The 24,567-nt window shown below is 71.8% G+C and carries 19 protein-coding genes; 18 read left to right on the forward strand and 1 reads right to left on the reverse strand.

All coding sequences use genetic code 11. The features are described 5' to 3' along the window. Nucleotides 1-10: 10 nt before the first annotated feature. From ACFYOY_RS17390 to ACFYOY_RS17405, 4 genes are all read left to right on the forward strand, one after another. Entirely contained in the window at nt 11-1,513 is a 1,503-nt protein-coding gene (locus tag ACFYOY_RS17390; protein ID WP_388587836.1) for a hypothetical protein, read from the forward strand. A gap of 338 nt (nt 1,514-1,851) precedes the next feature. Further along, on the forward strand, nt 1,852-3,024 hold the full coding sequence (gene sucC, locus ACFYOY_RS17395; RefSeq protein WP_351881344.1) for an ADP-forming succinate--CoA ligase subunit beta: 1,173 nt from the start codon (nt 1,852-1,854) through the stop codon (nt 3,022-3,024). 21 nt (nt 3,025-3,045) lie between these two features. Next, nucleotides 3,046-3,930: a succinate--CoA ligase subunit alpha gene (sucD, locus tag ACFYOY_RS17400; RefSeq protein ID WP_351881341.1), complete on the forward strand. Its 885-nt coding sequence runs from the start codon at nt 3,046-3,048 to the stop codon at nt 3,928-3,930. Nucleotides 3,931-4,137: 207 nt separating this feature from the next. After that, entirely contained in the window at nt 4,138-6,045 is a 1,908-nt protein-coding gene (locus ACFYOY_RS17405) for a DUF6350 family protein (RefSeq protein ID WP_388587839.1), read from the forward strand. A 55-nt stretch (nt 6,046-6,100) separates the two neighbouring features. Here ACFYOY_RS17405 and ACFYOY_RS17410 read toward each other — a convergent pair whose 3' ends face one another. After that, complete coding sequence (locus ACFYOY_RS17410; RefSeq protein WP_351881335.1) at nt 6,101-6,871, reverse strand: hypothetical protein; 771 nt, start codon at nt 6,869-6,871, stop codon at nt 6,101-6,103. 342 nt (nt 6,872-7,213) lie between these two features. Between ACFYOY_RS17410 and purN the strand changes: the two genes are divergently transcribed. From purN to ACFYOY_RS17480, 14 genes are all read left to right on the forward strand, one after another. Further along, entirely contained in the window at nt 7,214-7,870 is a 657-nt protein-coding gene (gene purN, locus ACFYOY_RS17415) for a phosphoribosylglycinamide formyltransferase (protein WP_351881332.1), read from the forward strand. Next, nucleotides 7,867-9,450, forward strand: coding sequence for a bifunctional phosphoribosylaminoimidazolecarboxamide formyltransferase/IMP cyclohydrolase (gene purH / locus ACFYOY_RS17420; protein ID WP_388587843.1), 1,584 nt, complete (start codon nt 7,867-7,869; stop codon nt 9,448-9,450). Before purN ends, purH begins: the two co-directional genes overlap by 4 nt. 122 nt (nt 9,451-9,572) lie before the next feature. Beyond that, the gene (locus tag ACFYOY_RS17425) at nt 9,573-10,460 is read left to right on the forward strand and encodes a bifunctional methylenetetrahydrofolate dehydrogenase/methenyltetrahydrofolate cyclohydrolase (RefSeq protein WP_351881326.1); all 888 of its coding nucleotides are present in this window, start codon (nt 9,573-9,575) and stop codon (nt 10,458-10,460) included. Next, nucleotides 10,450-10,920: a DUF3017 domain-containing protein gene (locus tag ACFYOY_RS17430; protein WP_351881323.1), complete on the forward strand. Its 471-nt coding sequence runs from the start codon at nt 10,450-10,452 to the stop codon at nt 10,918-10,920. The genes ACFYOY_RS17425 and ACFYOY_RS17430 overlap by 11 nt, the downstream gene beginning before the upstream one ends. Nucleotides 10,921-11,321: 401 nt before the next feature. Then, complete coding sequence (locus ACFYOY_RS17435; protein WP_351881320.1) at nt 11,322-12,407, forward strand: DUF2690 domain-containing protein; 1,086 nt, start codon at nt 11,322-11,324, stop codon at nt 12,405-12,407. 282 nt (nt 12,408-12,689) lie between these two features. After that, complete coding sequence (locus ACFYOY_RS17440) at nt 12,690-13,679, forward strand: malate dehydrogenase (RefSeq protein ID WP_388587847.1); 990 nt, start codon at nt 12,690-12,692, stop codon at nt 13,677-13,679. A gap of 162 nt (nt 13,680-13,841) precedes the next feature. Next, nucleotides 13,842-15,626, forward strand: coding sequence for a hypothetical protein (locus ACFYOY_RS17445; protein ID WP_388587850.1), 1,785 nt, complete (start codon nt 13,842-13,844; stop codon nt 15,624-15,626). Further along, a complete protein-coding gene (locus tag ACFYOY_RS17450; RefSeq protein WP_388587853.1) occupies nt 15,613-16,077 on the forward strand; it encodes a hypothetical protein in 465 nt (154 codons plus the stop codon). Before ACFYOY_RS17445 ends, ACFYOY_RS17450 begins: the two co-directional genes overlap by 14 nt. A gap of 1 nt (nt 16,078) precedes the next feature. Further along, a complete protein-coding gene (locus ACFYOY_RS17455; RefSeq protein ID WP_388587856.1) occupies nt 16,079-16,873 on the forward strand; it encodes a hypothetical protein in 795 nt (264 codons plus the stop codon). Between the two features lie 234 nt (nt 16,874-17,107). Continuing rightward, on the forward strand, nt 17,108-17,899 hold the full coding sequence (locus ACFYOY_RS17460; protein ID WP_388587858.1) for a serine/arginine repetitive matrix protein 2: 792 nt from the start codon (nt 17,108-17,110) through the stop codon (nt 17,897-17,899). Nucleotides 17,900-18,102: 203 nt separating this feature from the next. Further along, complete coding sequence (locus ACFYOY_RS17465) at nt 18,103-19,605, forward strand: aldehyde dehydrogenase family protein (protein ID WP_351881302.1); 1,503 nt, start codon at nt 18,103-18,105, stop codon at nt 19,603-19,605. 206 nt (nt 19,606-19,811) lie between these two features. Beyond that, a complete protein-coding gene (locus ACFYOY_RS17470; RefSeq protein ID WP_351881299.1) occupies nt 19,812-21,398 on the forward strand; it encodes a GMC oxidoreductase in 1,587 nt (528 codons plus the stop codon). Next, nucleotides 21,398-22,498 (forward strand): glycine betaine/L-proline ABC transporter ATP-binding protein, encoded by a 1,101-nt coding sequence (locus tag ACFYOY_RS17475; RefSeq protein WP_388587861.1) that lies wholly within the window; start codon nt 21,398-21,400, stop codon nt 22,496-22,498. Before ACFYOY_RS17470 ends, ACFYOY_RS17475 begins: the two co-directional genes overlap by 1 nt. Before the next feature lie 46 nt (nt 22,499-22,544). Beyond that, nucleotides 22,545-24,566 carry an ABC transporter permease subunit gene (locus ACFYOY_RS17480; protein ID WP_351881293.1) on the forward strand — a complete coding sequence of 674 codons (2,022 nt, stop codon included), beginning with the start codon at nt 22,545-22,547 and terminating at the stop codon, nt 24,564-24,566. Nucleotide 24,567: the final 1 nt, after the last annotated feature.

Genomic DNA, 24,567 nt, shown 5'->3' on the forward strand with positions numbered 1-24,567 from the left:
TTCCTCCACCATGCGCAACAACCTTCGCCGCTCCATCCTCGTAGCCGCTGCCGCCACCGGTATCTGGGCCCTCGGTTCCGCCGCCGCCAACGCCGCCGAGAACCCGGCCGTCCCCACCGCCGACGGTGTCACCAGCACCGTGGACGGCGTCACCAAGACGGTGAACCAGACCCTGTCGACCGACAAGGTGACCAACACGGTCGACGGCGTGACCGGTGGCGTGGCCGACACCTCCAAGGTCACCGACACCGCGAAGAAGACCGTGGACGGCGCCGCCTCCACCGTGGACGGCGTCACCGCCCCCGTGCGGGACCGCGTCCCCGGCGCCGCCAACCTGCCGCGGGTCTCGGACGTCACCAAGACCGTCGAGGGCACCACCGACGGCCTCACCGGCGACGCCGCCAAGCCGGACAAGGTCGTCAAGAAGGCCCACAAGGCCGTCAAGGGCCTCGAGAAGACCGTGAAGAAGACCACCGACCTCGACCTGCCCACCGGCGAGGTCCCCGGCGTGGTGCCCAGCCTCCCCGGCCTCGGCTCGCTGCCGACCCTGCCCGACACCTCCACGCTGCCCACCGGCTCGCTGACGGACGTCAAGGGCGTCACGGGCAAGCTGCCCGCGCAGCTCCCCGCCACCCCGAAGCTGCCCGCCGCCCCGGGTTCGGCCAATGACCTGCTCGCCTGCCTCTCCGGCGCCGGCATCCGCCCGGAGGAGCTGACCGGCAAGGTCCAGGGTGTCGTCGGCACCACCAAGCCGGTCGTCGACGGTGTGGCCTCGGACGTGCTGCCGCCCGCCGTGCACCGCATCGTGGTCAAGGTCGTCCCGGTCGCGCAGCGGACCGTGGGTGACACCGGCGCGCTGGCCGACGGCGCCGTGGCCCGCACCACCCCGTACGTCGGCGTCGTGACCGGCAGCGCCCAGGGCTTCGCGCTGGGCACCGTCTCCAACGTGGTTCCGGCCGCCCAGGACACCGTCGACCGCCTGGTGCCGGTCGTGGTGAGCGTGCCGTCCACCGCCGTCCCGTTCGCGCAGGACCTGGCGGGCACCACTGTGCCGTTCGCCCAGGACCTGGCCCTGGGCACGGTCGCGGACGCCCAGACCACCGTGGGCAACGTCAAGGACGGTGCGCTGAGCCTGCTCCCCGCGCTGCCCACCGACCTGACCGACGCCGCCAACATCCCGGCCCTCCCGGTCCTGCCCGCCGACCTGCCGGCCGTTCCGGCCGATCTGCCGCAGCTCCCGGCGGAGCTGCCGGCCGTTCCGGCCGATCTGCCGCAGCTCCCGGCCGACCTGCCGGCCGTTCCGGCCGATCTGCCGCAGCTCCCGGCCGACCTGCCGACCGTTCCGGCCGATCTGCCGCAGCTCCCGGCCGACCTGCCGACCGTTCCGGCCGAGCTCCCGCAGCTCCCGGCCGAGCTCCCGCAGCTCCCGGCCGAGCTCCCGCAGGTTCCGGTGGACCTGCCCTCGGTCCCGGCCCAGCTGCCGACCGTTCCGGGCACGCTCCCGACCGTCTGATCGCCCCGGCGGGCGTACGGCGGTCACGCTATGAAGGCCGGAAATCAGTAAAACCGTAAGGCGAGCGACATCGACCGGGCAGCCCTCGTTGGGGAGGGGGCTGCCCGGTTGTCGTATGGAGATAGATGGAAACGGTCGCGATCTGTGACCGTAATCACCGCTCCAGTGTGATCTGCGATTTAGGGCCGCACGTCCTGCGGAGATAACCTGCGAGACGGACATGCCGCGTACCCGGCGAACGTGTGCCGCCCTCGTTATAGATCGCGTCCTCACGCTGCCCCCGCGGCACGCCCGCGCAGATAACGACCGCGATATCCATGGAAAAGGGACGGACGCGCGTGGACCTGTTCGAATACCAGGCGAGGGACCTCTTCGCCAAGCACGGTGTACCGGTGCTGGCCGGTGAAGTCATCGACACGCCTGAGGCGGCGCGCGAGGTGGCCGAGCGCCTGGGCGGCCGCGCGGTCGTCAAGGCGCAGGTGAAGGTCGGCGGCCGCGGCAAGGCCGGTGGCGTCAAGCTGGCCTCCGACCCGGCCGACGCCGTGGAGAAGGCCGGCCAGATCCTGGGCATGGACATCAAGGGCCACACGGTCCACAAGGTGATGCTGGCCCAGACCGCGGACATCAAGGAGGAGTACTACGTCTCCTTCCTGCTGGACCGCACCAACCGCACCTTCCTCGCCATGGCCTCTGTCGAGGGCGGCGTGGAGATCGAGGTCGTCGCGGAGCAGAACCCCGAGGCGCTCGCCAAGATCCCGGTGGACGCCATCGAGGGTGTGACCCAGGAGAAGGCCGCCGAGATCGTCGCCGCCGCGAAGTTCCCGGCCGAGATCGCGGACCAGGTCGTCGAGGTCCTGCAGAAGCTGTGGGTCGTCTTCATCAAGGAAGACGCGCTGCTCGTCGAGGTCAACCCGCTGGTCAAGACCGACGACGGCAAGATCATCGCGCTTGACGGCAAGGTCTCCCTGGACGAGAACGCCGCCTTCCGCCAGCCGGAGCACGAGGCGCTCGAGGACAAGGCCGCGGCCAACCCCCTCGAGGCGGCCGCGAAGGCCAAGGGCCTCAACTACGTCAAGCTCGACGGCGAGGTCGGCATCATCGGCAACGGCGCGGGTCTGGTCATGTCGACCCTCGACGTCGTCGCCTACGCCGGTGAGAACCACGGCAATGTGAAGCCCGCCAACTTCCTCGACATCGGTGGTGGCGCCTCCGCCGAGGTGATGGCCAACGGTCTCGAGATCATCCTCGGCGACCCGGACGTCAAGTCGGTCTTCGTCAACGTCTTCGGCGGCATCACCGCCTGTGACGCCGTCGCCAACGGCATCGTCCAGGCCCTGGAGCTGCTGAAGTCCAAGGGCGAGGACGTCTCCAAGCCGCTGGTCGTGCGCCTCGACGGCAACAACGCGGAGCTGGGTCGCAAGATCCTCACCGACGCCAACCACCCGCTCGTGCAGCAGGTGGACACCATGGACGGCGCGGCCGAGCGTGCCGCCGAGCTGGCTGCGAAGTAAGGGACGAGGTCACCAGAAACCATGGCTATCTTCCTCACCAAGGAAAGCAAGGTCATCGTCCAGGGGATGACCGGGTCCGAGGGGCAGAAGCACACCCGTCGGATGCTTGCCTCGGGCACCAACATCGTCGGTGGCGTGAACCCCCGCAAGGCCGGCACCACCGTGGACTTCGACGGCGCGGAGATCCCGGTCTTCGGTTCCGTCAAGGAGGCCATCGACGCCACCGGCGCCGATGTCACGGTCATCTTCGTCCCGGAGAAGTTCACCAAGAGCGCGGTCGTCGAGGCGATCGACGCCGAGATTCCGCTCGCCGTCGTGATCACCGAGGGCATCGCGGTCCACGACACCGCCAACTTCTGGGCCTACGCGGGCAAGAAGGGCAACAAGACGCGCATCATCGGCCCGAACTGCCCGGGTCTGATCACGCCGGGTCAGTCGAACGCGGGCATCATCCCGGCCGACATCACCAAGCCCGGCCGGATCGGTCTGGTGTCGAAGTCCGGCACGCTGACCTACCAGATGATGTACGAGCTGCGCGACATCGGCTTCTCGTCCTGCGTGGGCATCGGCGGTGACCCGATCATCGGCACCACCCACATCGACGCCCTCGCCGCCTTCGAGGCCGACCCCGACACCGACCTGATCGTCATGATCGGCGAGATCGGCGGCGACGCCGAGGAGCGGGCCGCGGACTTCATCAAGGCCAATGTCACCAAGCCGGTCGTCGGCTATGTGGCGGGCTTCACCGCTCCCGAGGGCAAGACGATGGGCCACGCGGGTGCCATCGTCTCCGGCTCCTCCGGCACCGCTCAGGCGAAGAAGGAGGCCCTCGAGGCCGCGGGCGTGAAGGTCGGCAAGACCCCGTCCGAGACCGCGCGCCTGGCGCGCGCCGCCCTGGCCGGCTGACGCCGCCACGGTTCGATGCCACGGGCCCGCACCACTGTGGTGGTGCGGGCCCGCGCCGTTCCCGGGCGACGGATATCCGGGGCGGACATCGGCAAGCCACCCATTCGTCCCACAGCGCCATAAAAGACGCATAAGCGGACTAGCCGCGACACGGCGACCAAACCCTTGATGTGAGGATGAAACGGCTGTTATTGGCAGCATGGTCATGTGACGCAAACGACCGATCGCAGCCCGTCGGTGTCCTCACGTGACCGTTCCGCGCCCCGGCGCTCCTCCGCCATCAGGGAGGCGTTCCTCGGCGGTGTGGTCGCCGCGGGGCTCGGCCTCGGCACGCTCGCCGTGGTCGTACTGCTGCTGTGGATCACCTCCTCGTCCCCCGACAGCAGCCCCGACGGGGCTCTGCATGTCGCCGCCGACTTGTGGCTGCTCGGCCATGGCGCCGACCTCGTGCGGACCGAGACGCTCTCCGGCCACACCGCGCCCGTCGGGCTGACCCCGCTGCTGCTCGGCATGGTGCCGTGCTGGCTGCTCTACCGGGCCGCCCAGCACGCCGTCTACCAGGCGGAGCCGGACGAGAGCGAGGGGCAGGAGGGGCAGTGGGTGCCCGAGGACTCCGTCGTCGATTCGGAGTCCGTCGTCGATCCGCGCACCGCCTTCGCCTGGGTGACCGGCGGCTATCTGATGGTCGGCACCGCGGCCGCGCTGTACGCCTCGGGCGGGCCGCTGCATGTCGACCTGCTCAGCGCGCTGCTGCATCTGCCGGTCGTCGCCGCGGCCATCGCCACCGTCGGCGTGTGGACGGCAAGCGGACGGTTCCCGCTCCGCCTGCCCGGACGGGTGAACGCCGGACTGCGGCGGCTCCCCGGCATCGGCTGGACCGTACGGACGGCCGCTTCCCTGACCGCCTCCCTGGCCGCGCGCAGCTGGTGCCGGCGCCACCGGCTGGCCGCCGCGCTACGGGCCGGGACCAGCGGTCTCGTCGTCCTGCTCGGCAGCGGTGCGCTCCTTACGGCGACGTCGATGCTGAGCCACGCGGGTGCCGTACAAGTGACATTCCTCAACCTCAGCGATGTCTGGTCGGGGCGGTTCGCGGTGCTGCTGGTCAGCCTGGCTCTGCTGCCGAACGCCATCGTCTGGGGCGCCGCGTACGGCGTCGGCGCGGGCTTCACGGTCGGCGGCGGCAGTGTGGTCGCGCCGCTGGGCATCACCTCCTACCCCCAACTGCCGCACTTCCCCCTGGTCGCCGCGCTGCCCACGGACGGCTCCGGCGGGCCGCTGGTCTGGCTCACGGGGATCGCGGCCGGGGTGTCGGTGGCCTGGTTCATCGGGGTCGCGGCGGTGCGGCGACCGGGCAAGGGCGAACCCAGGCCACCCTGGGGCTGGGGCGAGACGCTGGTACTCGCCGGGCTGGCGGCGGGCGGCTGTGCGGCCGCGATGGCGCTGCTGGCCGGGGTCTCGGGCGGACCGCTGGGCATCGGCATCCTCGCCGACCTGGGTCCGAGCTGGTGGCGTACGGGCATGATCACGCTGGCCTGGACGGGAGTGATCGGGGTGCCCGGCGCGGTGGTGCTGCGCTGGTACCGGTTGTGCGTTCCTACCAGGGCCTCCTGGCCGGAGTGGAAGGCGACGCGGGCGGCACGGCGGGCGTCCCGCGCACAGGCCCGTACGGAGGCGAAGGAGGCCCGTGCGGCGCGGGCCGCGGCCGAAGCGGAGGCTCGGGCGGTGCGGGCCGCGGCCAAGGCGGAGGAGGCGGCGATGCGGCCCGCGGTGTCGTCGCCCATGGAGTCCACCGAGGTGCGCGAGGCGATGGCCGAGCCGTGGTGGCAGTGGCTGCGCCCGTCGGGCACCCAGCGCAAACGGGACCGGAAGCCGGGAGCCGGCGCCGGTGGGGAGGCGGGGCGGGAGACGGGCGTGGGCACGATGGCCGGGTTCGCGACCCCCGCGGGCACCCCGAGCGCCGCCGGGACGGCGGACCGCCCGCGCCGCTGGACGCTGAACCGGAAGCGCACCCCCGAGCCGCACCCGCGGCCGCCCACCGAGTCACAGCCCGCGGCCCCGAACCCCCTCCGCCCGGACCTCTCACCCCGACCGGACGACACCCGCCGCGAACCGTAAGGCGGCCGACAGTCCCCTGGGCGGCTGTAAGGCAGTCGCAGGCGGGCGTGCGCCGTCAGTCCTGGGTGCTCAGCAGGGGGCGGAGCTGTTCGGGGAGCAGGGTTTCGCAGTCGTGGCGGGAGCTCTGGGTGAGGGCGTCGTCCACGCACGTGTAGTAGTCGTTGTAGACGACCTGGAAGCTGAACGTCGCCGCGACGATGGCGAGCGCGAGCCCGCCCGTCACCAGGCCGCTGATCGCCGCCGTCGCCTGCGGCTTCGCGGGGCCGCTGCCGGGTGCGGGCAGTGCCGCCGGGGTGGCGCCCGGGGGCGGGGGCGGGGCGTTCAGGGGTGCGGCAGCGGTCGGGGGCGGCGTTGTGCGGCGTGCCTTGGCCCGCAGTGAGCTGATGCCCCAGTACAGGGCCAGCGTCCCGAGCAGCAGTGCGATCTGCGGCAGGCTGAAGAGCGCGAAGAAGAACGCCCACATGCCCGCGAGCAGCGCGTACCGGGCGCGCCGCTGGGCCGGGTCGTTGGGGTCCCAGCGCGGGCCGCTGGGGCCGGTGGGGCGGTTGGAGCCGGGGCCGGCGCCGAAGCTGCCGCCCTGGCGGCTGGGCTGGCGGCTGCTCCACTGGCTGCCCCAGGCGGGGGGCTGCTGCGGCCGGCGGCCGTTCTGGTCGTCCTCGCCGCCCTGCCCGTCGGCGTCGTCCGGCCGGGGCTGCCACGGCTGGTCCGGCCTGTCCTCGGGTGGCGGGGCGAACGGATTGTCCTCGTGCTGGTCCCCGTTCTGCCCGCCGGGGGCCGAGGAGGACGGCGACTGCTGCTCCCGGAGCAGCGGCGTCGTACGCGACATGCGGGCGCGCCTCATCGCCGCCCCCCGGTCGTGGCGGGAGTCGAAGTGAGGCGATGAGCCGCGCGGCGGCGTCGGTCCGGCATGTGGAGTGTGTCTTCCCCTTGTGTCGTCGTCCTGCACGCCGGGGGCGTGTACGGCTGGAGGCGGTCGTTCCCACGGCGTCAGTTGGATGCGCAGTCCAGACGCTACCTCCCGTGCCCGCCCCCGTCCCCTGGGGGCCGCTTCGTGTGCCGGTATCGTTGCTGACGGTCGGCGGCTTCGTAGAGTTCCCCGGAATTGATGAGTCCGCGACCTTGTACGACCACACAAACGGCAGCACCGCCCGCGAGAAAGAGCCCCGCCGTGGCCTCCCCGCCTTCCCCCGCCAGCCCTGCCCGCCCCGGGCGCCCGGTCCGCCTCGTCGTACTCGTCTCCGGCTCCGGTACGAATCTGCAGGCGCTGCTCGACGCCATCGCCGCCGAGGGCGTGGCCCGCTACGGCGCCGAGGTGGTGGCCGTGGGCGCCGACCGCGACGGCATCGAGGGCCTGGCGCGCGCAGAGCGCGCCGGGATCCCCACGTTCGTGTGCCGGGTCAAGGACCACGCCGACCGCGCCGAGTGGGACGCGGCCCTGGCGGAGGCCACCGCCGCCCATGAGCCGGACGTGGTCGTCTCGGCCGGGTTCATGAAGATCCTGGGGCCGGAGTTCCTCGCCCGGTTCGGCGGCCGCTGCGTCAACACCCACCCCGCGCTGCTCCCGAGCTTTCCCGGTGCCCATGGCGTCCGCGAGGCGCTCGCGCACGGTGTGAAGGTGACCGGATGCACCGTCCACTTCGTCGACGACGGGGTCGACACCGGCCCGATCATCGCCCAGGGCGTGGTCGAGGTCCGGGACGAGGACGACGAGTCCGCTCTTCATGAGCGGATCAAGGAAGTCGAGCGCTCGCTGCTCGTCGAGGTCGTGGGGCGTCTGGCGCGTCACGGCTACCGCATAGAGGGACGAAAGGTAAGGATCCCGTGACCGCCGAAGGTACCAAGCGGCCCATCCGCCGCGCGCTGGTCAGCGTCTACGACAAGACGGGTCTCGAGGAGCTGGCCCGAGGGCTGCACGCGGCGGGTGTCCAGCTCGTCTCGACCGGCTCGACGGCCGCGAAGATCGCCGCCGCGGGCGTCCCGGTCACCAAGGTCGAGGAGCTGACCGGCTTCCCCGAGTGTCTCGACGGCCGCGTCAAGACGCTGCACCCGCGCGTCCACGCGGGCATCCTGGCCGACCTGCGGCTCGACTCGCACCGTGCGCAGCTCCAGGAGCTGGGTGTGGAGCCCTTCGAGCTGGTCGTGGTCAACCTCTATCCGTTCCGCGAGACGGTCGCCTCGGGCGCCTCGCCGGACGAGTGCGTGGAGCAGATCGACATCGGCGGCCCCTCCATGGTCCGCGCCGCCGCCAAGAATCACCCGTCCGTGGCCGTGGTCGTCAACCCCGAGCGGTACGACGACGTCCTCAAGGCCGCCGCGGACGGCGGTTTCGACCTGGAGGGGCGCAAGCGGCTGGCGGCCGAGGCGTTCCAGCACACGGCGGCCTACGACGTGGCGGTGGCCAACTGGTTCGCGGCCGGCGGAGCCGCTGATGGACGCAGCGTGGCGGCGGACGACTCCTCCTTCCCGGAGTTCCTGGGCGCCACCGTCACCCGTAAGAACGTGCTGCGCTACGGCGAGAACCCGCACCAGCCGGCCGCGCTCTACTCCGACGGCAGCGGTAAGGGGCTCGCGGAGGCCGAGCAGCTGCACGGCAAGGAGATGTCGTTCAACAACTACACCGACACCGAGGCCGCCCGCCGGGCCGCCTACGACCACACCGAGCCCTGTGCTGCGATCATCAAGCACGCCAACCCGTGCGGGATCGCAGTCGGTGCGGATGTCGCCGAGGCGCACCGTAAGGCACACGCCTGCGACCCGCTGTCGGCCTTCGGCGGTGTGATCGCCGTCAACCGCCCGGTGTCGGTCGCCATGGCCGAGCAGGTCGCCGAGATCTTCACCGAGGTGATCGTCGCCCCGGCGTACGAGGACGGCGCGGTCGAGGTACTGGCCCGTAAGAAGAACATCCGCGTGCTGCGCTGCGCGGACGCGCCGGCGGACGTCGCCGAGCAGCGCCCCATCGAGGGCGGCCTGCTGCTGCAGGCCAAGGACCGCCTCCAGGCCGAGGGCGACGACCCGGCCAACTGGACTCTTGCCACGGGCGCGGCGCTGGACGCCGACGGCCTCGCCGAGCTGGCCTTCGCCTGGCGCTCCTGCCGCGCGGTGAAGTCCAATGCGATCCTGCTCGCCAAGGACGGCGCCACGGTCGGCGTCGGCATGGGCCAGGTCAACCGCGTGGACTCGGCGAAGCTGGCCGTCGAGCGGGCCGGTGCCGAGCGGGCCGCCGGTTCGTACGCCGCTTCCGACGCGTTCTTCCCGTTCCCGGACGGCTTCGAGGTGCTGGCCGAGGCGGGCGTCACGGCCGTGGTGCAGCCGGGCGGCTCGGTCCGTGACGAGCAGGTGGTGGAGGCCGCCCAGAAGGCGGGCGTCACCATGTACTTCACGGGCACGCGCCACTTCTTCCACTGAGTGACCGCCGAGCGAGCAAGGAGGCCGCACCCCGACCGGATCACGGGGTGCGGCCTTCGCCGGTGCGGCACCGACCGGCCCCTGATTGGATCCGACGTCCCCGCATCCGGGAGGATGAAGCCATGACCGCCCAGATTCTCGATGGCAAGGCAACCGCAGCCGCGATCAAGTCCGATCTCGTCAGCCGCGTGGAGGCGCTCAAGGCCAAGGGCATCCATCCCGGCCTCGGGACGGTGCTGGTGGGCGAGGACCCCGGCAGCAAGTGGTACGTCGCGGGCAAGCACCGCGACTGCGCCGAGATCGGCGTCGCCTCCCTCCGGCGCGACCTGCCCGAGACCGCCACCCAGGAGGAGATCGAGGCGGCGGTGCGGGAGCTCAACGAGGACCCGACCTGCACGGGCTACATCGTCCAGCTGCCGCTCCCCAAGGGCATCGACACCAACCGGGTGCTGGAGCTGATCGACCCGGCCAAGGACGCCGACGGGCTGCACCCGATGAACCTCGGTCGGCTGGTGCTCAACGAGAGCGGCCCGCTGCCGTGCACGCCCCAGGGCGTCATCCAGCTGCTGCGCCACCACGGTGTGGAGATCAACGGCGCGCATGTGGTGGTCGTCGGCCGGGGCATCACCGTCGGCCGGTCGATCGGGCTGCTGCTGACCCGCCGTTCCGAGAACGCCACGGTCACCCTGTGCCACACCGGCACCCGCGACCTGCCCGGGATCCTGCGCCAGGCCGACATCATCGTGGCGGCCGCCGGGGTGCGGCATCTGATCGGGCCGGATGACGTCAAGCCGGGCGCCGCGGTGCTCGACGTGGGCGTCAGCCGGGACGAGCACGGCAAGATCGCCGGCGATGTGCACCCCGGTGTGGCCGAGGTCGCGGGCTGGATCTCGCCGAACCCGGGCGGCGTCGGCCCGATGACCCGCGCCCAGCTGCTGGTCAACGTGGTGGAGGCCGCGGAGCGGAACGCGAAGGCGGACGCCGACGCCGGTGCCGGCCATGACGGCTGAGGCGAGCGAGCCGGCGGCCGGAGAGCAGCGGCAGACGCCGCCCGCGCAGCCTTCTGGCCCCGCCCGGCTCATCCGTACGTCGCGCCGCTTTCCGCTGATCACCCGGGACACCGCGCGCCCGGAGGGCGGCGGCCGGGCCGCGCCCGGTGCCGCCCCGGCGCCCGCCCGGCAGTGGCCGCTGCTCGCGGTGATGGGCGGTGTGGGCCTGGGGCTGCTGATCGTCGCCCTGGACGCGTTCCGGGCGGGCACGGTGGTGATCGGGCTGTCGCTGCTGGCGGGCGCCTTCATACGGTGGGCGCTGCCCGAGGTGGGGATGCTCGCGGTGCGGTCGCGCTTCACCGACATGCTGACCTACGGGCTGCTGGGCGCGGCGATCGTGCTGCTGTCCCTGATGGCCCAGCCGGATCCGTGGGTATCGATCCCGTTCCTGGACGACGTGGTGCATTTCACGGTGCGCTAGCCGACGGCGTGAAACGGCGGCCCGTCCCCTCCCCCGTGGAAGGACGGGCCGCCGTCGTTGTGGCCGGATCCGAACGGTCCGGCGGTGGTCCGCCCTCTCCCCCGAAGAAGGACGGACCACCTGGTAATCAGGGTTGTGTGTGGACTCTGCCGGAGCAATGACCGTCAGAACCCTGTGGCGCGGAAGTGACCGTTCCAGCACGAGGTCTCGGCCGTGCAACGACGAGCCGGGCGCGGCGGAGTACACACCGGTGCACGAAATGCTCCGATGCGCCCCCACCCGAGGAGCTGACATCCTGGGGCAAGGCGTCCCTTTGGGTAGGCAGTTCGGGGCCCGGCGACGCCAACAGGGGCCGTAGTGCAGGAGATTGACAGGCACGTGCGGGGGGACAGGGGGAGGCAATGCCTCGTTGGAGGGACCTGCCGGAGGGGCTCGATCCGCAGGTGCAGGAGTTCACCGGCCAGCTGCGCACGCTCGTGGAGCGCAGCGGGCTGAGCGTCGTCGCCGTCGCCGACCGCACCGGCTACAGCAAGAGTTCCTGGGAGCGCTATCTGGGCGGACGGCTGCTGCCCCCGCAGGGCGCGGTGGAGGCCCTGGCCGAGGCCACGGGCGCCGATGTCCATCACCTCAGCACCCTGTGGGAGTTGGCGGAGCGGGCCTGGAGCCGCTCCGAGATGCGGCACGACGTCACGATGGAGGCCATCAGCGTCGCGCAGGCGCGGGCCGCCATCGAGCAGTTCGACCCGGCGGCGCGGGGGGCGGGCGCCCGGAAGAACGGCCGTCACCCGGGGAAGGAGCGGTCGAGTGTCGAACCGCCGGAACCCGAGCAGCCGTTGGTCGCGACGGCTCCGGTGTTCTCGGCTCCCGCGGTGCCGGCCGAGCGGGCACCGGGCTCCTCCGGACCGCCGTCGCCCGTCTCGTCCCCTCCGTCACCGTCAACCTTCCCGTCGGGGCCGCCGTCGCCGTCCCGGACGGGGCGGAAGCGTGTCGCGCTGTTCGCCGGGGGGCTCGTCGGCGCGCTCTTACTCGTCGCCGGCGCCGTCCTGCTGATCGATGCGGGCGGCGACGGCGAGAAGCGCGGGGAGAAGCCGACCACCGCACCGGCCACCAGCGCGCGTCAGCTGCCGGCGGGCGTGAAGTGCGCCGGGGAGGACTGCACCGGTCAGGATCCGCAGGCCATGGGGTGCGGCACCGCCGCGACGACCACCGCGGACGTCACCGTCGGCACCGCGTATGTCGAGGTCCGCTACAGCAAGACCTGCCGAGCGGCCTGGGCCCGTATCACCCGGGCGGCCCCGGGCGATGTGATCCAGATCAAGGCACCGGGGACGAAGGGTGGCGCGGCCCGCGCACAGAACAGCAGGGTCGGCGCCGACGGCGACGCCTACACCAAGATGATCTCGGGGGACGCCACCGCGCGGACCACCGCGTGCGCCACTCTCACGGGCGGTACGCGCGCCTGCACGGCCCCCGGCGCCCAGGGGTGAGCGCGGGCGAGGGAAGCCCGTCCGGGGGAATTCGGAAACAGGGGGAATGAGCCGGGGGAATCGGGGCAGGCGGTGTCCGAGCCCCCCACGGGTGCGGCACTAGGCGGCCGCCTGCACTCCCCCTCCTGGCAGGCGGCCGCCAAAGTGCGCGAGGTCCGGAACGCGCGGTGAGCGGTTACACGGTGGCCCGAGAGAACCTGGGTCAGGTGCCGTCGGATAGCCTGACGCAGGTATCTCGACACCAAGAGATCTTGGACTGACAACACAGCGCAGGAGACCGCCATGACCCGCACTCCCGTCACCGTCACCGTCACCGGCGCGGCCGGCCAGATCGGCTACGCGCTGCTCTTCCGCATCGCCTCCGGTCAGCTTCTCGGCGCGGACGTGCCGGTCAAGCTGCGTCTCCTGGAGATCCCGCAGGGGCTGAAGGCCGCCGAGGGCACCGCGATGGAGCTCGACGACTGCGCCTTCCCGCTCCTCCAGGGCATCGACATCTCCGACGACCCGAACGTGGGCTTCGACGGTGCGAACGTCGCCCTGCTCGTCGGCGCCCGCCCGCGCACCAAGGGCATGGAGCGCGGTGATCTGCTGGAGGCCAACGGCGGCATCTTCAAGCCGCAGGGCAAGGCCATCAACGACCACGCCGCGGACGACATCAAGGTCCTGGTCGTGGGCAACCCGGCCAACACCAACGCGCTCATCGCGCAGGCCGCCGCGCCGGACGTACCCGCCGAGCGCTTCACCGCGATGACCCGGCTGGACCACAACCGTGCCCTGTCGCAGCTCTCGAAGAAGACCGGCGTCCCGGTCAGCGAGATCAAGAAGCTGACGATCTGGGGCAACCACTCCGCCACCCAGTACCCGGACGTCTTCCACGCCGAGGTCGCGGGCAAGAACGCCGCCGAGGTCGTCAACGACGAGCAGTGGCTGGCCGACACCTTCATCCCGACCGTCGCCAAGCGCGGTGCCGCGATCATCGAGGCGCGCGGCGCCTCCTCGGCCGCCTCCGCCGCCAACGCCGCCATCGACCACGTCCACACCTGGGTCAACGGCACCGACACCGACAACTGGACCTCCGCCGGCGTGGTCTCCGACGGCTCGTACGGGGTGCCGGAGGGCCTGATCTCCTCGTTCCCGGTCACCGCCGCGAACGGAAAGTTCGAGATCGTCCAGAGCCTGGACGTCAACGAGTTCTCGCGGACCCGCATCGACGCGTCGGTGAAGGAGCTCGAGGAGGAGCGCGAGGCCGTGCGGGGTCTCGGCCTGATCTGACGCGCCCCACCGAGGCCGTTTCCGAAGGGTCATACTCCGGTTTTCACTCCGGAGTGTGACCCTTCGGCCATTCACTGTAATCGCGGGCCATCTTCCCCTAGCGTGGAGGTAGTTGCTACGGCCTCGGGGGGAAACATGGCCAACACGCGCGATGATCATTCTTTGGGCGATCACTCCGCTCATCTGCCGCAGCCGCGGCCGGAGTCTTCACCGGCCGTCCCCTCTCCTCACGCCGCCGACGATGCGTCCCCCTACGCCACCAGCGAGGCGACCCGGCTGCTGTGCGCGGGCGCCTATCTGGACGACGACTTCCGGGACGCGGTCCTGGACGAGCTGTATGTCCACGAGGAGCGCGCCGTGGCGCCCTCGCTGGGCATCGACGCGGCCCGGGTGCTCGCGCACGCGCTGCGCGCCCGCCGTCTGGAGGCATGCTGGACCGCGTTGCTGGTGTCCTTATGGGTGCTGGATTTTCTGCTGGCGCAGGGCTTCTTCTATCTGTTCCTGCTGTCCTGTGCGCTGCTTCTGCTGGCGGCCTGGGCCAGGGGCGGCGCCATGGGCCCCTTCCGCGCCGACTATCCCGGGGCCGGCGGGGTCACCGTCACCCGGCGGCGGGCGGCCGCGGTGCTGCGGGTGCTCGGCTGCCTGATCCTGCTGTCCTATGCGGTCTCCGCCGTGACGCAGGCGTTCACGGGCGAGCCCGGTACGAGCGGGCTCCAGGACTTCGCACCGGCCCCGGCGGCCGGGTCGGACACCAGCGCCGCCTGGTTCGCGCTGGTGATCCCGGCCGTGATGGCCACCGCGGTCGCCCTGCACCGTGAGCATGTGGCCCGGGTGCTGGCCACCGACCTGGCGCCGGAGACCTTCGCCGACCTCGCCGCGGACCCCGCGGAGCGGTTCGAGGGCGGGCGCTTCCAGCGGGTGCGGGCCCTGATCCGCCGGGAGCAGCACTCACCGGTGATCCTCTACCACGATCGGCACCCCTTCCTCGGCGCGGGCATCGCCCATGACACCTGGACCCTCGCCGTCGAGTTGCGGCCGCGCGAGGATGGCGATCCGGCGCCGCTGGACAACCGCGTGATCCTGGAGCGGATCCGGCCGCTGGTCGAGAAGTTGCGCACTCCGGCCGCCAAGGGCACCCCCTCCGGCCAGGGCACCCCCTCCGGCCGGGGCAGCGCCCGGCCCGCCGCCGCGAGCCGCGACCGGCTGCGCGGCCTGGAGCTCGACGAATGCGTCTTCCTCAAGGTCACCGGATTGCGGAGCCGCTCCTTCGTGCCGTATGGCGAGGCGGACTTCGCGCGGGAGCGGGCGGAGGCCGTCGAGGAGGGCGGAGAGGTCCGCCGGCACTTTCTGCGCATCCGCGTCGGCGCATGGCGGGAAGAGGTGGTCACCACCGTCTTCGTACGGGTGCACACGCAGGGCGGCATGCTGATGCTGGAGTTCGCGCCGCATGTGCTGCGCCCGATCCGCCCGGACTTCCGGGCCGTCGACCGGCTCTCCGATTCCCACCGCCGCGGCGGACTGCCGGGCAAGGCGGTCTGGGCGCTGGGGCGGACGCCGACGGCGGCGGGCCGGGCGGTCATCCACGCCTTCCGCTCGGCCGCCTTCGTCTGGCGGATGTATGCGGGGGGTTATGAGGCGGCCATCCCCGACGGGCCCTGGGTCTCGGTGCGGGAGCTGGGCAGCGACGTCGGCGCGTCGCTCTTCCAGGAGATGGACGTCAGCCGCTATCTGAAGAGCGTCGAGGACCGGGTGGCCAATGGCGTGCGAAGGGCGCTCGACGAAGCCGGCTGGGAGACGGGCGAGTTCGAGCAGAAGGTCATCAATGTGAGCGGCGGCGGGGTCTTCATCGAGTCCGCGGCGAACAGCGCCTTCGGCTTCGGTGACCACAACACCATCAGCAACACCACCGGAACCAATGGAGCGGGAGGCGGCCATGGCGATGGCTGACACGGAGGACGGCAGCGGCATGAGCGGCGGCGGTGCGGACCACACGGCGGCCGCGAGCGGTGGCGGCGCGGGCCCGGCGGGCGGCGGCGGGCGCACATTCGGGGACATCCGGTTCGGCAAGGTGAGCGGCAGCGCCGTCGGCATCGGCGACCACAACCACATTGTGAACGGGTCGCAGGGGGACGCCCCCTGCGACCCTGCCTATCAGGAGCTGCTGGAGGCTGTTCGGCAGCTCGCCGAGGATCTGCGGCGGGTGGTCCCGAGCCCGGAGGTAGGCGCCCTCTCCGATGAACTGGACCAGACCCAGGACGAGATCCAGCGCACCGGCCGGGCCGGGGCCGGTCGACTTGCCAGGATCCGGGTGATGTTGCAGGACGCGAGCGCCAGCGTCGGCATGCTCGCCTCCGGCGTCGCCGTCGGACAGGCGGTCGGCGCGCTCCTGGGCGGCTGAGATGAGCACACCGGGCGGCGAGGGGGGCCGTCGATGGGACGAGGAGGCCCAGCGCTGGGTGGGCGAGGGCGCGGAGCCGCCGGCCCCGGGCCGAAGACCACCCAATCCGCATCTGGGCACGGTGCTTTTGGCGGTGCTCGCCGTGGTGCTGGTCGGCGGGATCGGCGTCGGCGTCTGGAAGTTGGTGTCGGACGACGGGGATGACAAGCCCCGGGCGGACGGCGGTTCGCCCTCGGCGCCGTCCTGGTCGCCGTCGGCCGAGCAGCCCTCGGCGGTGCCGTCGGGGCCGTTCTCGGAGACGACCTCGGCGCCGCCGTCGGTGTCCACGGACAGCACGCAGGCGCCGCCGGCGGACTATGTGCGCACCACCGACGCGGAGGGGTTCCGGCTGGATGTGCCCAGGGGCTGGCAGCGGGTCAAGCGCGATACCGGGGTGTTCTACGAGTCGTCCGACGCGAGCAGCCTGATCCAGGTCTTCGCGCTGACCGAGCCCGACGTCACCCCCTATGAGGCGCTGCGCCAAGCGGAGACGGGGCTCAAGAAGAACCCCGGCTACCAGCGGTACGAGCTGAAGCGGCTCGGTCCCGGCGATGACGCGGACGCGGAGCTGGAGTACGGCTACCGCAGCGCCAAGTACGGCCCGCGCCGCATACTCGACCGCGCCTTCACCGGTCCGGACCAGGTGCAGTACGCGGTGCTGGTCGCGGGCCCGGCCGACGACTGGCCGCAACAGCGGAAGCGGCAGCGCGTCGTGCTGGCGTCCTTCTGCCCCACCGCCTACTGCCCGGCCACCTGACCGGGTGCAGGTGGGGGCGGGCACGGCCCGCGCCAGGCGCAGGGCGGCGGCAGGCAGGGGCGGGCACACGGCGGCGCACCTAAGGCGACATATCCGTATCGGTGGGGTGACCGAGGGTGGGGAGGCCCTCGAACCGGGTACACCGATGTCGGCTGGCGTGGCTTGTCGGCTTATGGGAGCAGAGTTCCACTATCGGGGGGATAGATGAGCATGCATGACGGGGGAGCGCCGGGGGTGCCGGGAGCGCCTGGGCAGGACGCCCGGCGGGCACTGCGGGCGTTGGCGGTGGCGATCTTCCTGGTCGGGGGGATCGCGTTCTCCGGCTGGGTGGCCTTCGGCGGCGACGGCACCTCCCGCCATCAGGCGGGCCCGCTGCCCTGGGACCAAAAGAGCCCCACGGCCACGCCGAGCGCGGACGCCTCCCAGCCGAGCGACCTCTATCCCTCGCCCGGCCCCGAGACCGGTGGGCCCACCGATCTCCCGACCGGTCTCCCCACGGACCTTCCGACCGGGGCGTCCCCGTCCGCGACACCCTTCGGCACCCCGTCCTCCCCCTCCCTGACCGGTGCCGCCCCGCCCGCGGGCTACAGCACCCAGGCCGACCCCGCCGGATACCACCTCGCGGTCCCGGACGGCTGGGAGCGGACGGCCGAGGGCCCCAGCGTCTACTACACCTCGCCCGACGACAGCACCGTGATCCAGGTCTTCGAGCTGCACGGCCCCGAGTCGACGCCGTACGAGTCCGCCCAGGAGGCCGAGCGGATCGCCTCCACCCACCGCGACTACGAGCAGATCGCCCTCGCGCGGCTGGGTTCGGACGCCCTGGACCCGGCACAGCTGGAGTACACGTACCAGTCCAAGAGCGACGGCCACCGCCGGATACTCGACCGCCGCTTCGCCGCCCCCGACGGCACGATGTACGCGGTGCTGGTGATCGGCCCCTCCGGGGACCGGGCGGCGGAGCGGGAGGTCCACCAGGCGGCGGTGGACACCTTCTGCCCGACCGCCTACTGCACGGCTTCCTGACAGCCTTCTGCCACCGACCGACGTGCACCAGATCTTGACAGATCGGCCCATCATGACCCAGGAGGTCGGGTCCGCCTTCGGATCACGTGAGCCGGCACACTTTCTCTTGCGAATCGCGCATAGGTTCCCGCCTTCCGGTTAGGGGTCCATGTTGCTGGCTTGGACCAGCGGTAAAGCTCGCAGAACCGGAAGGCAGAATTCACGTGGCGGCAGTCGAGACCATTCATGTGGATGGGGTGTGGCAGGCAGCCGCATCCGGGGCGCAGCGGGAGGTTCTCGACCCCGCGGACGCCAAGACCCTCGCCGTCGTCGCGGAGGGCGGTGTCGAGGACACCGACGCGGCGGTCGCGGCCGCGCGTCGCGCCTTCGACCAGGGCCCCTGGCCCGGGACGCCGGTGGCCGAGCGGGCGGCGCTGCTGCGCCGCGTCGCCGAGCTGCTGCAGCGCGACCGCGAGACGATCGCGCTCATCGAGAGCCGTGACACCGGCAAGACCCTGGAGGAGGGGCGGGTCGACGTCGACGACGTGACCAACGCCTTCCGCTACTTCGCCGACCTGGCCGCGGGCGAGTCCGCCGGGCGGGTCATCGACGCGGGCACCCCCGATGTGCACAGTGTCGTGGTCCATGAGCCGGTCGGCGTCTGCGCGATGATCACCCCCTGGAACTATCCGCTGCTCCAGGCCAGCTGGAAGATCGCCCCGGCGCTGGCCGCCGGGAACACCTTCGTGATCAAGCCCAGCGAGGTGACCCCGCTGTCCACCGTCCATCTGGTGCGGCTGCTGGCCGAGGCCGGGCTGCCTGCCGGGGTGGCCAACCTGGTCACCGGCACGGGCGACCCCGTCGGCGCCCGGCTGTCCGAGCACCCCGATGTGGACCTGGTCTCCTTCACCGGCGGGCTGATCAGCGGCACCAAGGTCGCGCAGGCCGCCGCCCCGACGGTCAAGAAGGTCGCGCTGGAGCTCGGCGGCAAGAACCCCAATGTGGTCTTCGCCGACGCCTGCGCCACCGCCGAGGGCTTTGACACCGCCGTCGACCAGGCCCTGAATGCCGCCTTCATCCACAGCGGCCAGGTCTGCTCCGCCGGTGCCCGGCTGATCATCGAGGAGTCGGTGCGCGAGCGGTTCGTGGCCGAGCTGGCCCGCCGCGCGGAGAAGATCAAGCTGGGCCGTGGCACCGAGGGCGGTGTCGAATGCGGTCCGCTGGTCTCGGCCCAGCAGCTGGACAAGACCGAGGCGTATGTGGCGTCCGCCCTGGAGGAGGGCGCCCTGCTGCGCTGCGGTGGCAAGCAGCCGGAGCCCAACGAGGTCCGCCCGGCCACCGGCTACTTCTACCTCCCGACCGTGCTCGACCAGTGTCACCGCGAGATGCGGGTGGTGCGGGAGGAAACGTTTGGGCCGATTCTGACTGTCGAGTCCTTCCAAACCGAGGACGAGGCCGTCACACTCGCCAATGACACGGAGTACGGACTGGCCGGCGCCGTCTGGTCCGCCGACACCGCGCGGGCGCGCCGCGTCGCCGCCCGGCTGCGGCACGGCACCGTGTGGATCAACGACTACCACCCCTACCTTCCGCAGGCCGAATGGGGCGGTTTCGGCAAGTCCGGGGTCGGGCGCGAGCTCGGTCCCGCGGGCCTTGACGAATACCGCGAGACCAAGCACGTCTACGAGAACCTGCGACCGAGCCCGGTGCGCTGGTTCGCCGGCTGACGCCCCGCCGTCGGGCCCGCCCGGGGCTCGGCCGGGCCCGGACTCGTCCCCCGGGGCCCGGGCCCGGCCGCCCCCGATCACGGCGACCGGCGGGGACCAGCCCGTGGACACCGAGGCACCCAGCAACACCCCCACCCCCAGGGGCGGCAGCCCCCGTCCCGCACCGGCGCGAGCCGTTTGGGTAAGACCGCGAGGAGTAACCCCACATGTCCGTACCTGTCGTATACGACTATGTCGTCATCGGCGGCGGCACCGCAGGATCGGTGATCGCTTCCCGGCTCACCGAGGACCCGGACATCCGTGTCGCCGTCATCGAGGGCGGACCGTCCGATGTCGACCGGCCCGATGTGCTGACCCTGCGCCGCTGGCTCGGGCTGCTCGGCGGGGACTTGGACTACGACTACCCCACCACCGAGCAGCCACGCGGAAACTCGCATATCCGGCACAGCCGGGCGCGGGTGCTCGGGGGGTGCTCCTCGCACAACACCCTGATCTCCTTCAAGCCGCTGCCGGGTGACTGGGACGAGTGGGCCGAGGCCGGCGCCGAGGGCTGGGACGCGGAGTCCATGGACCCGTACTTCCAGCGGTTGCGCAACAACATCGTCCCGGTGGACGAGAAGGACCGGAACGCGATCGCGCGGGACTTCGTCGACGCCGCCCAGGCCGCCGCCGGGGTGCCGCGGGTCGAGGGGTTCAACAGGAAGCCGTTCCATGAGGGCGTCGGCTTCTTCGACCTCGCGTACCACCCGGAGAACAACAAGCGCTCCTCGGCGTCCGTCGCCTATCTACACCCGTTCCTGGACCGGCCCAACCTCCATCTGATGCTGGAGACCTGGGCGTACAAGCTGGAGCTGGACGACACCGGCCGGATCACCGGCGTCCATGTCCGGACCAAGGACGGCGAGGAGACCGTCGTCCGGGCCGAGACCGAGGTCCTGGTCTGCGCGGGCGCCGTGGACACTCCGCGGCTGCTGATGCACTCCGGTATCGGCCCCAAGTCCGATCTGGAGGCGCTGGGCATCCCCGTCGTCCACGATCTGCCGGGCGTCGGCGAGAATCTGCTCGACCACCCGGAGTCGGTCATCGTGTGGGAGACGGACGGCCCGATCCCGGACAACTCCGCGATGGACTCCGACGCGGGCCTGTTCATCCGGCGGGACCCCGAATCCCGGGGCCCGGACCTGATGTTCCACTTCTACCAGATCCCGTTCACCGACAATCCGGAGCGGCTGGGCTACGAAAAGCCCGAGCACGGAGTGTCGATGACCCCCAACATCCCCAAGCCGCGCAGCCGCGGCCGGCTCTACCTCACCAGCGCCGATCCGTCCGTCAAGCCCGCACTCGACTTCCGGTACTTCACGGACGAGGACGACTACGACGGCCGCACGCTGGTCGACGGCATCCGGGTCGCGCGTGAGATCGCCAAGACCGAACCGCTGGCGAGCTGGCTCAAGCGCGAGGTGTGCCCGGGCCCGGAGATCACCTCGGACGAGGAGATCAGCGAGTACGCCCGCAAGGTCGCGCACACCGTGTACCACCCGGCGGGCACCTGTCGTATGGGTGCCTCGTCGGACCAACTCGCCGTGGTCGGCCCCGATCTGCGGATCCGGGGTCTGAACGGCGTCCGTATCGCCGACGCGTCCGTCTTCCCGACGATGCCGGCCGTGAACCCGATGATCGGAGTCCTGATGGTGGGCGAGAAGTGCGCTGAGCTGCTGTTCGAGGATCGAGACCGGGAACGGCGCAGGCCCGACGACCGGGCTGCCACGCTCGCGCCGGGAGGTGAGGCGTGATGGCCACGACCCTGGTCCCCGAGACGCCCGACACCCCCGAGATCCCCGAGAGCGGCGAGCGCGCCCCGGTGTTCTCGGTCCGCGACCTGTGGAAGGTCTTCGGCCCCAAGGCCGAGCGCATCCCCGGTTCCGCCGAGGCGGAGCTGCCCGCCGGCGAGCTGCGTGCCCGCACCGGCTGCACCGCCGCCGTCCGCGAGGTCTCCTTCGACGTCCAGCCGGGCGAGGTCTTCGTGGTCATGGGGCTGTCCGGCTCCGGCAAGTCCACCCTCGTACGCTGCCTCACCCGGCTGATCGAGCCCACCTCCGGGACCCTGAAGATCGACGGCGAGGACGTCCTGGCCATGGACAAGGCCCGGCTGCGCGATCTGCGCCGGCACCGCGCCGCCATGGTCTTCCAGCACTTCGGACTGCTGCCGCACCGCTCCGTCATCGACAACGTCGCCTACGGCCTGGAGATCCAGGGCATGGGCAAGGCCGAGCGCCGTGCCAAGGCCGCCGAGGTGGTGGAGAAGGTCGGTCTCACCGGTCTCGAGCGCCGCCGCCCCGGACAGCTCTCCGGCGGTCAGCAGCAGCGCGTGGGCCTGGCCCGGGCGCTCGCCGTCGACCCCGAGGTGCTGCTCTTCGACGAGCCGTTCAGCGCGCTCGACCCGCTGATCCGCCGCGATATGCAAGAGGAGGTCATCCGCCTGCACCACGACGAGGGCCGGACGATGGTCTTCATCACGCACGACCTCAGCGAGGCGCTGCGGCTCGGCGACCGCATCATGCTGATGCGCGACGGCGGGATCGTGCAGCTCGGCACCCCGGAGGAGATCGTCGGCTCCCCGGCGGACGACTACGTACGGGACTTCGTCCGCGACATTCCGCGGGAGCAGGTGCTGACCGTGCGCCGCGCCATGCGCCCCGCGAAGTCGGACGAGCAGGACGGCGGGCCCGCGCTGGCCCCGGGCACCACGGTCGCCGACGCGATCGAGGCCGTGGCCCGCACCGGCGGCCCCGCGCGCGTCGTGGACGACGGCCGCTGCCTGGGCGTCGTCGACCACGCCTGTCTGCTCAGCGTCGTCGCCGGCCTGGACGGCAAGGGGGTGGCCGCGGCATGAGCACCGCCTCGACCCTCTCTCCGCCGGGCGGCACCGGGGGGCGCGTATGAGTGCCACGGCCACCCGCCCCTCCACCGACCCCGCCACCGACCCCGCCGCCACCGGGACGGCGGCGGCCGAACCGCGCCCGTCCCTGCTGAACTCCGCCGTCCGCAGCCCCGCCGCGCGCAAGCTGGCGGTGCTCGTGGTGATCGCCGCCGTGCTCATACCGCTCGCGCACGCCAAGTGGGCGAGCGGCAGCTGGCCGCATGCGCTGACCGTCGATGTGTCCGGACCGCTCGGCGATGCCAGCGACTGGATCCTCGACAACCGCGACAGTCACTGGATCTTCCTCTACTTCTTCGGCCACATCAGCAACGTCATCATCATTGGTGTCCGCGCCGTCTATGTGGCCCTGCTCGCCCTCGGCTGGGCCGGTGTCACCGCCGGGCTGACCCTGATCGCCTGGCGGGTCGCCGGGGTGCGGATCGCGGTCACGACCCTGGTGTCCTTCGCCGTCTGCGGGCTGCTGGGCATGTGGGTGCCGACGATGCAGACGCTCGCGCTGATGGTCATCGCCGTCACCGCCTCCGTCATCATCGGCGGACTGCTGGGCCTGGCCGGCGGCCTCTCGGAATGGGCGTTCCGGGTGCTCCGGCCGGTGCTCGACACCATGCAGGTGCTGCCCGCGTTCGCGTATCTGCTCCCCGTCGTGATGATCTTCGGCAACGGCGTGCCCGGCGCGGTGCTGGCCACCGTGATCTACGCGGCTCCGCCCATGGCCCGGCTCACCGCCCTCGGCCTGCGCGGCGCGGACGCCGGGGTGCTGGAAGCGGTGACCTCGCTCGGCGCGACCTGGCGGCAGCGGCTGCTGTCCGCCCGGCTGCCGCTGGCCCGCAAGGAGCTGCTGCTGGGCATCAACCAGACGATCATGATGGCGCTGTCCATGGCCGTCATCGCCTCCGTGATCGGCGGCGGCGGTCTCGGTGACCGCGTCTACCAGGCGCTGTCCAGCGTCGACGTCGGCAAGGCGCTCGCCGCCGGCCTCCCGATCGTGCTCCTCGCCGTCGTGATGGACCGCACCATCGGATCGGCGGGCGAGCGGCTCGGCACGCCTCCGGCCGAGGGCGGGCACCGGCTGCTGCGCGGCTGGCCCGCGTGGGCGGGGGTCGCGGTGGTCACCGTTGTCATCACCGTCGTCGGACGGCTGACCGGCTCCCAGACCTGGCCGACCGGCTGGACCGTCGCCATCGAGGAGCCCGTCAACCAGTTCAAGGAGTGGATGGTCGACCACCTCTACACCGGAGTGCCGGTCGTCGGCGGCACCGCCGACTGGGCCGCGGACTACGTCAAGTGGATCCTCGACCCGCTGCGCGAGGGGCTGCAGGGCCTCCCGTGGTACGCGGTGCTGCTGATCGTCGCGGCGCTGGCCTGGCTGATCGGCACCTGGGCCACCGCGCTGACCGCCACCGCCGCCATGGCCGCGATCGGTGTGCTCGGAGTGTGGGAGCCGTCCATGGACACCCTCTCCCAGGTGCTGGCGGCCGTCTTCGTCACGCTGGTCCTCGGTTTCGCGATCGGCATCTGGGCCGCGCGCAGCACCCGGCTGGAGCGGATGATGCGACCGGTGCTGGACATGTTCCAGACCATGCCGCAGTTCGTGTACCTGATCCCCGTGGTCGCGCTGTTCGGCGTCGGCCGCGCCCCCGCGGCGGCCGCGGCCATCGTCTACGCGCTGCCCGCCGTCATCCGCATCACCACCCAGGGGATCCGGAACGTCGACCCGGCCGCGCTGGAGTCGGCGCGTTCGCTCGGCGCCACCCAGGGGCAGCAGTTGCGCCAGGTCCAGCTCCCGCTGGCCCGCCCGGCGCTGCTGCTCGCCGTCAACCAGGGCGTGGTGCTGGTGCTGGCCGTGGTCGTCATCGGCGGTCTGGTCGGCTCGGGCGCGCTCGGCTACGACGTGCTGTTCGGCCTGGCACAGGGCGATCTGGCGACCGGTCTGGTGGCGGGCACGGCGATCGTGTGCCTGGGGCTGATGCTCGACCGCGTGACCCAGCCGACCTCGCGCCGCGACAGGAAGGGGGCTTGAG

This window comes from Streptomyces sp. NPDC007875, assembly GCF_042868035.1.
Classification (GTDB): Bacteria; Actinomycetota; Actinomycetes; order Streptomycetales; family Streptomycetaceae; genus Streptomyces; species Streptomyces antimycoticus.